Source organism: Acinetobacter sp. 1124_18A (assembly GCF_052824995.1).
In genome coordinates this window covers 306,357-312,602 of the sequence record NZ_VTDF01000004.1, presented here as the reverse complement: position 1 = coordinate 312,602, position 6,246 = coordinate 306,357, and the positions used below count along the sequence as shown (strand labels likewise).

The 6,246-nt window shown below is 38.6% G+C and carries 7 protein-coding genes; 3 read left to right on the top strand and 4 right to left on the bottom strand.

Going from position 1 to position 6,246, the window contains the following annotated elements; translation table 11 throughout:
• Positions 1-1,023, bottom strand: a 1,023-nt coding sequence (locus FY048_RS11370; protein ID WP_446091180.1) for an NAD(P) transhydrogenase subunit alpha, incomplete at its 3' end; no start/stop codon positions are given.
• Positions 1,024-1,262: 239 nt separating this feature from the next.
• Between FY048_RS11370 and FY048_RS11365 the strand changes: the two genes are divergently transcribed.
• From FY048_RS11365 to FY048_RS11355, 3 genes are all read left to right on the top strand, one after another.
• On the top strand, positions 1,263-2,189 hold the full coding sequence (locus tag FY048_RS11365) for a DMT family transporter (protein WP_446091179.1): 927 nt from the start codon (positions 1,263-1,265) through the stop codon (positions 2,187-2,189).
• 67 nt (positions 2,190-2,256) lie between these two features.
• Positions 2,257-2,664, top strand: a complete 408-nt coding sequence (locus FY048_RS11360) for a RidA family protein (RefSeq protein WP_446091178.1) — start codon at positions 2,257-2,259, stop codon at positions 2,662-2,664.
• A gap of 18 nt (positions 2,665-2,682) precedes the next feature.
• On the top strand, positions 2,683-3,870 hold the full coding sequence (locus FY048_RS11355) for an MFS transporter (protein ID WP_446091177.1): 1,188 nt from the start codon (positions 2,683-2,685) through the stop codon (positions 3,868-3,870).
• Between the two features lie 85 nt (positions 3,871-3,955).
• Here the strand turns inward: FY048_RS11355 and FY048_RS11350 are convergent, their stop codons facing one another.
• From FY048_RS11350 to FY048_RS11340, 3 genes are all read right to left on the bottom strand, one after another.
• Positions 3,956-4,534: a TerD family protein gene (locus FY048_RS11350; protein ID WP_446091176.1), complete on the bottom strand. Its 579-nt coding sequence runs from the start codon at positions 4,532-4,534 to the stop codon at positions 3,956-3,958.
• A gap of 40 nt (positions 4,535-4,574) precedes the next feature.
• Positions 4,575-5,288, bottom strand: a complete 714-nt coding sequence (locus FY048_RS11345) for a TIGR00266 family protein (protein WP_446091175.1) — start codon at positions 5,286-5,288, stop codon at positions 4,575-4,577.
• 335 nt (positions 5,289-5,623) lie between these two features.
• Positions 5,624-6,199: a TerD family protein gene (locus FY048_RS11340; RefSeq protein WP_446091174.1), complete on the bottom strand. Its 576-nt coding sequence runs from the start codon at positions 6,197-6,199 to the stop codon at positions 5,624-5,626.
• Between the last annotated feature and the right edge of the window lie 47 nt (positions 6,200-6,246).

Sequence of the window (6,246 nt, the reverse complement as noted above, 5' to 3'; positions counted from 1 at the left end):
CTCTACGAAATTGAAAACGTTACGCGCATATAGTGCAGAAGCTTCTGTCGCTACAGTTGCCGGAATATTTGGAACACCCAAAATTTTCACGCCATTTTCTGTAAAAACAGTCTCGCCCACTTTAGAGCCTTCAACGTTACCACCAGTTTCAACAGCCATATCTAAAATGACAGAGCCAGGTTTCATCTTGGCAACAGTTTCAGCCTTAATCAGACGTGGTGCATCACGACCTGGCAATAACGCAGTAGTAATCACGATGTCAGCGTTAGAAACAGCCTTATCAACAATCGCCGCTTGGTCTTTGATGTATTGCTCACCCGGCATCCATCCATAACCATTTTTAGCGGCATCTGCTGCACGTTGTTGTTCTTCTTCAGACATTGGTACGTCTAACCACTTACCACCTAAAGATTCAACCTGATCTTTTGCTGTAGGACGCAAATCAGTTGCTTCAACAATTGCGCCTAAACGCTTTGCTGTTGCAATTGCCTGAAGACCTGCAACGCCCACACCCATAATCACAACACGAGCAGGTTTTACCGTACCAGCAGCCGTCATAAGCATTGGGAACATGCGCTGATATTCAGCAGCAGCAAGCAACACTGATTTATAACCAGAAAGGTTTGCCTGAGAAGACAATACGTCCATATTCTGCGCACGAGAAAGCGTACGAGGAAGCAATTCCAGAGCAAAGGCAGAAACTTGCTGATTCGCAAACTGATCTAGCTCGGTATTACGATAAGGATCAAACATTGCTACAACAGCAGTATTTGCTGGAAGTTTTTGAATTTCTTCGCCTTGTGGAGCGCGAACTTTCAAAATAATTTGACTACCCGTATAGGCATCATCCGTAATGGTTGCACCGACCTGTTCATAAGCACTGTCAATGTACGCAGCCTTTACACCAGCACCACGTTCAATTACAACGCTATGACCAGCGCTAATCAACTTCTTTACTGTCTCTGGCGTAGCAGCTACACGATTTTCACCGACGACAGTTTCGGTTGGGATTCCGATCTGCATGAGCGTTCCTCAAGCTAATTTCTCATTGTCAAAAACATTGCTAAGCTGCAATGTTTCCCCCATGTGTATTCTTTGTACAGAATTTGGATTCTAATTGAACTTTTTTAAAATACCACCCAATATTTATTTAATAAATACCCATATTTTGAACTGATGATTCACGATATTTGATTTGAGGTGTAATATAGGAAGCTTTTTCTTTTTTTGCAGACAATAGTCTCTCTTATACAGTCTTGTATATGAAAATTTCGTTTTCTTCGTTTCAAATCGGGTCTTTTTTTGCTCTTTGCTCTGCTTTTCTATTCAGTACAAAAGCAATCTTTATTAAACAGACTTATGCCCTTTCTCCATTAGTAGACGCTACAGTCCTGATGGCTTTACGCATGTTAAGCGCTTTACCGTTCTTTCTACTCATTTGTTGGTTTAACAGGCATCATAATAAGGGCATAAAAAAGAAGGATTGGCTAATTTTAATTTTTGCCGGTCTATTAGGCTACTACTTTGCAAGTTGGCTCGATTTTATGGGTCTCATGTTTATTAGTGCCTCTCTTGAGCGAATTATTCTATTTTTATATCCCACGCTTACCGTCATCGTCTCAAGTCTGCTCTACAAACAAAAATTAGATGCAAAAAGTTTATTTGCCATTTTTCTTAGTTATGGTGGAACTGTGTTGGTCATGCTTCAAGAGCATAACAACGCACCAATTCAGGGCAACTTCTGGCTAGGTACAAGTTTAGTATTTGCAGGTGCGGTGGCTTTTGCGGGCTATTTATTACTAACCCCACCATTAATTAAGAAATTTGGTTCTTGGAATTTCACTGGTTTAGCCTTAACTGTGGCTTGTATCGGTACATTAACACACTATGTATTAAGCACACCTCATCCGATTCAACTTCTATTACAACTACCATCTAGTGTGATTTGGTATGGGATTGGCCTAGGCTTCTTGGTCACCGTGTTGCCTACCGTTATGCTCATGCAAAGTATTGAAAGACTTGGAGCATCTCAATCAGCAATGATTGCTTCAATCGGACCTGTTTTAACGATTTTGCTTGCAGTCGTTTTTTTAAATGAACATTTAAATATGTGGCAATGGGTGGGTTGTCTTCTCAACATTATAGGTGTGATGATGATTACACTTAGAAAGAAAAGACTAAAACATTAAATTTTCTTGACCTCAACTTAAGTTGAGGTTGGATACTCATCTAAATTTTACTAAACGGTTGAGTTACATGAATCAAGAAACTTTCAAGATAATAAATCCATCAACTTTATATAACCCTACCCCAAATGCTTATAGTCATGTTGCTGTGGTAGAAAATTTTAAAAAGATTATTCATATTGCAGGCCAAGGAGGCGAAAACTCAAAAGGTGAATTAAGCCCAAATTTTGAAGAACAAGCAGCCCAAACTTTTGATAACATTCAACATGCTTTAAAAGCTGCCAATGCAGAGCTTAGTAACATTGCTGTATTAAGAGTTTTAGTTGTTGACCATTCGATCGAAAAACATCAAATTTTGATTAAAATTATGCAAAATTTATGGAAAAATCATCCTTTTCCAGCCTGTACACTCATTCCTGTACCACGCCTTGCATTAGAGCATATGCTCATTGAAGTCGAAGCAACCGCATACACCTAATAAAATCGAGAGAACATCATGTCTACCCCTGAAGATATCAGTCAGAATAAACCATTGCTTTGGTTGATGGCAGCAGCATGTGGTTTGTGTGCAGGTGTGAACTATTATTGTCAGCCCCTGATTCACTCGATTCAACAAGACTTTGCCGTAACTCAGGCACAAGCAGCATTGACCGTTACATTTGCTCAGGTGTCTTATGCCCTCGGTCTGCTCTTTATTGTTCCGATGGGCGATATCGTCAATAAAGCCAAGGCTATTCCGTTTTTGATGGTGCTTTGTGCAGTTGGCCTATTTACGTCTGCTTTTGCCGTTAACTTACCAATGCTATGGATCGGCACAATTTTAGCAGGATTGTTTTCAGTTGCAGCTCAAGTGCTTATTCCACTTGCCACAATGACTGTAAAACCTGAAAAAACTGGCGAGATCATTGGTTTTTTAATGAGCGGCTTATTGGTCGGAATTTTACTCTCTACTAGTCTAGCGGGTTTATTCTCTAACCTATTCCACTGGAAAGTCGTTTATGTGGTAAGTGGCATATTAATGTTATTACTGGCGTACACCTTAAAAAGTCGCTTGCCTTATGTCTTGCGTATGAAAATGAACTATGGACAGATCTTTGGTTCTATGGCTCAGCTTCTAAAAGAGGAAAAGCGTTTATTAATAAGAGCGCTTACAGGTGGCTTTGCATTTGCATCAGTCAGTATTCTGTATTCCACCATCGCATTACTCCTTACCTCAGCACATCATTTACCTGATCTCTTTATTGGACTAGTGCCTTTAGTCGGTATCTTTGGTGCTTTATCAACACGTTACATTGGTAAATATGCAGATCAAGGACATACAGGCTTACTGACATGGATGGGATGTGGATTATTCTTATTGAGTTGGATTTGTTTCTATTATGGGCAGACTTTACTCTCTAGCTATATTATTGGTTTTGCTTTAATTCAATTAGCACTCGCGCTTGTACACACCAGTAACCAAAGTATTATTTTCCGTTTACGACCAGATGCAAAGTCTCGTATTAATGCCATTTATATGACGACTTACTTTATTGGTGGCGCAGGCGGTTCGGCATTAGGAATTTTTGCATGGAACCGTGGTGGATGGACCATGACTTGTCTTGCTGGTATTGGATTAGTTGTTCTTTGTATTTTATTTAGCATGTTCGATACCATCTTACAAAAAAAGAAAATGGTTTCCTAATAACGTAACTTGTTATAAATCATCTTCCTATAATCCACCATTGCTTTGAACAATGGTGGAAGTATTACTCAATCAATCTAAAAAATTAAATATGAGGTAAAACATAAGGAGCAATATCTTTGAAGGTACGACCATGTACGTTTTCACCAATTGCATGCATTTTCCATGCATCATTATGGCGATAAATTTTTGCAATAATTAGACCAGTATGCGCCCCTTGTGAGGAAAGTTTATAACTTGCAACTTCCTGATTACTTGATTGATCAACCAAGCGGCAGAATGCATTTTCAACTTTCTCAAAAGTTTGACCTCGGAAACTATTAACAGTAAATACCAAAGATTTTACGTGTCGAGGGATTTGATTAAGGTTGACTCGAATTACTTCATCATCACCACGCCCCGCTCCAGTTAGATTATCCCCAGAATGTCGAATGCTACCATCTTTGCTTTGTAGTTGCCCAAAGTACACGACATCGAGCATTTTTTTATTTTCATCAAACAAAATTACAGAAGCATCAAGGTCGATATTACTACCACCGCCAAAACCTAAAAATCCTTTACTTTTTGCAATATCCCAACCGACCCCTAAAAAAACTTGTTGAAGACTACTACCATCTGCTTTTTGCAAACTGATTTTCTGGCCTTTTTCTAAATTAATTGCCATGTTATGGATCTCCCCATTAAGACTATAAATGATTACTTTTTTAATTAGACTGATGACGGTTTAACTTTGACATCAACCATTGCAGAAAATTATCTCGGTTTCTCGAACAAATAATGACTTTTCCAGCGCCTGAAAAACGCAATACCATGCCTTCCCCACTGGTTACACTATTCACTAAATTGCCAAGAAAACCATTATTTTGGGATGTTGAAACAGATAGTTGATAATTTAAACGTGAATCCCAACAAACTACATGGCCATTATCAATAACAACCTCTTTATTCGGTCCCACTTCTATCTCAAACAAAGTTCCACAACCAGAAACTACAACCTGTCCCTGCCCACTAGTTTCCATGACAAGAAAACCGCCCGTACTCCCAAAAAAAGCTCCACCAAGACTGCTATTTAATCTTGCTTTGACGTGAACTGAATCATGTGCAGCAACAAATGCACCATCACTTAATATGTATTGGGTTGCCCCAACATCGAGAATTTGCATATCACCATCTAGTGATGCAGATAATAAACAGTCGCCATCTCCGCGCACAGCTTCGATATGCTGCTGGAATAAAGACTCATCATTCGCAAAACGACGTAATAAGGATTGCATTAAGCCACCCTGTAGTCGCCCTTTTAATTCAAGAGAATCCTCCATCATAACCATTGCATTGCTTTCACAATAGATCCGGTCGCCACGGCGCATTGCAACATGTAAGAATGGTTCTGGTGACCCCACTAAACTAAAATGTGCCATTTTATTGATCCTTTTTAATTTCTAACAACTTTAAAATGATTAGGCTTATTAAGATTCTAAAGTGAATGACTATTTGGCACGGTGTTTCAAATTGATTATAAAATGGCATATATCACTTAAACGATACTGTGGATCAACCCCAAAAGTAATGTTATCTAACTCAAAATTAGCTTGATATTGAACATATATATAAAAGAAGACACCCTTAAAAAACATCATTTAATTTTATTTTTATTCACGAATTAGACTTAACATTTAAAGAAATAACCTATTTCTATCACTTATAGGTATAAAAAAAGAAAGATAGTGTCTAAGCACTATCTTTCAATTATTCCTTAAACAGCAACACCATACGAAGCAGCTAAAGGTCCTAAACCACCAGCGAAACCTTGACCAATTGCACGGAATTTCCACTCACTACCATGCTTATAAAGCTCACCAAAGATCATAGCCGTTTCAGTGCTACCGTCTTCAGACAAGTCATAACGTGCAATTTCGCTACCACCAGCATTGTTACTTACACGAATGTAAGCATTAGCAACTTGACCAAAATTTTGGTTGCGAGTTTGACCATCATAAATTGTGACAGCAAAAATCACTTTTGAAACATCAGCAGGAACCATGCTCAAGTCCACACTTAAAGTTTCGTCATCCCCATGGCCTTCACCTGTACGGTTATCGCCATTGTGAACTACAGAGCCATCAGATGATTTTAAATTATTAAAGAAAATAAAGTCATTATCAGCACGAACCTTACCATTTTCATTGACTAAAAATGCAGTTGCATCCAAGTCAAAAGCAGCTCCATCAGTCACACGCGGATTCCAGCCCAAACCCACAGTTGTTTTGGTAATACCAGGTGCTTCTTTTGTTAAACTAACGTTACCACCTTTGGTTAAGCTAATTGCCATTTGAGTTACTCCTTTTAAATTTCAACTCATTGTTTATATGATTAAAT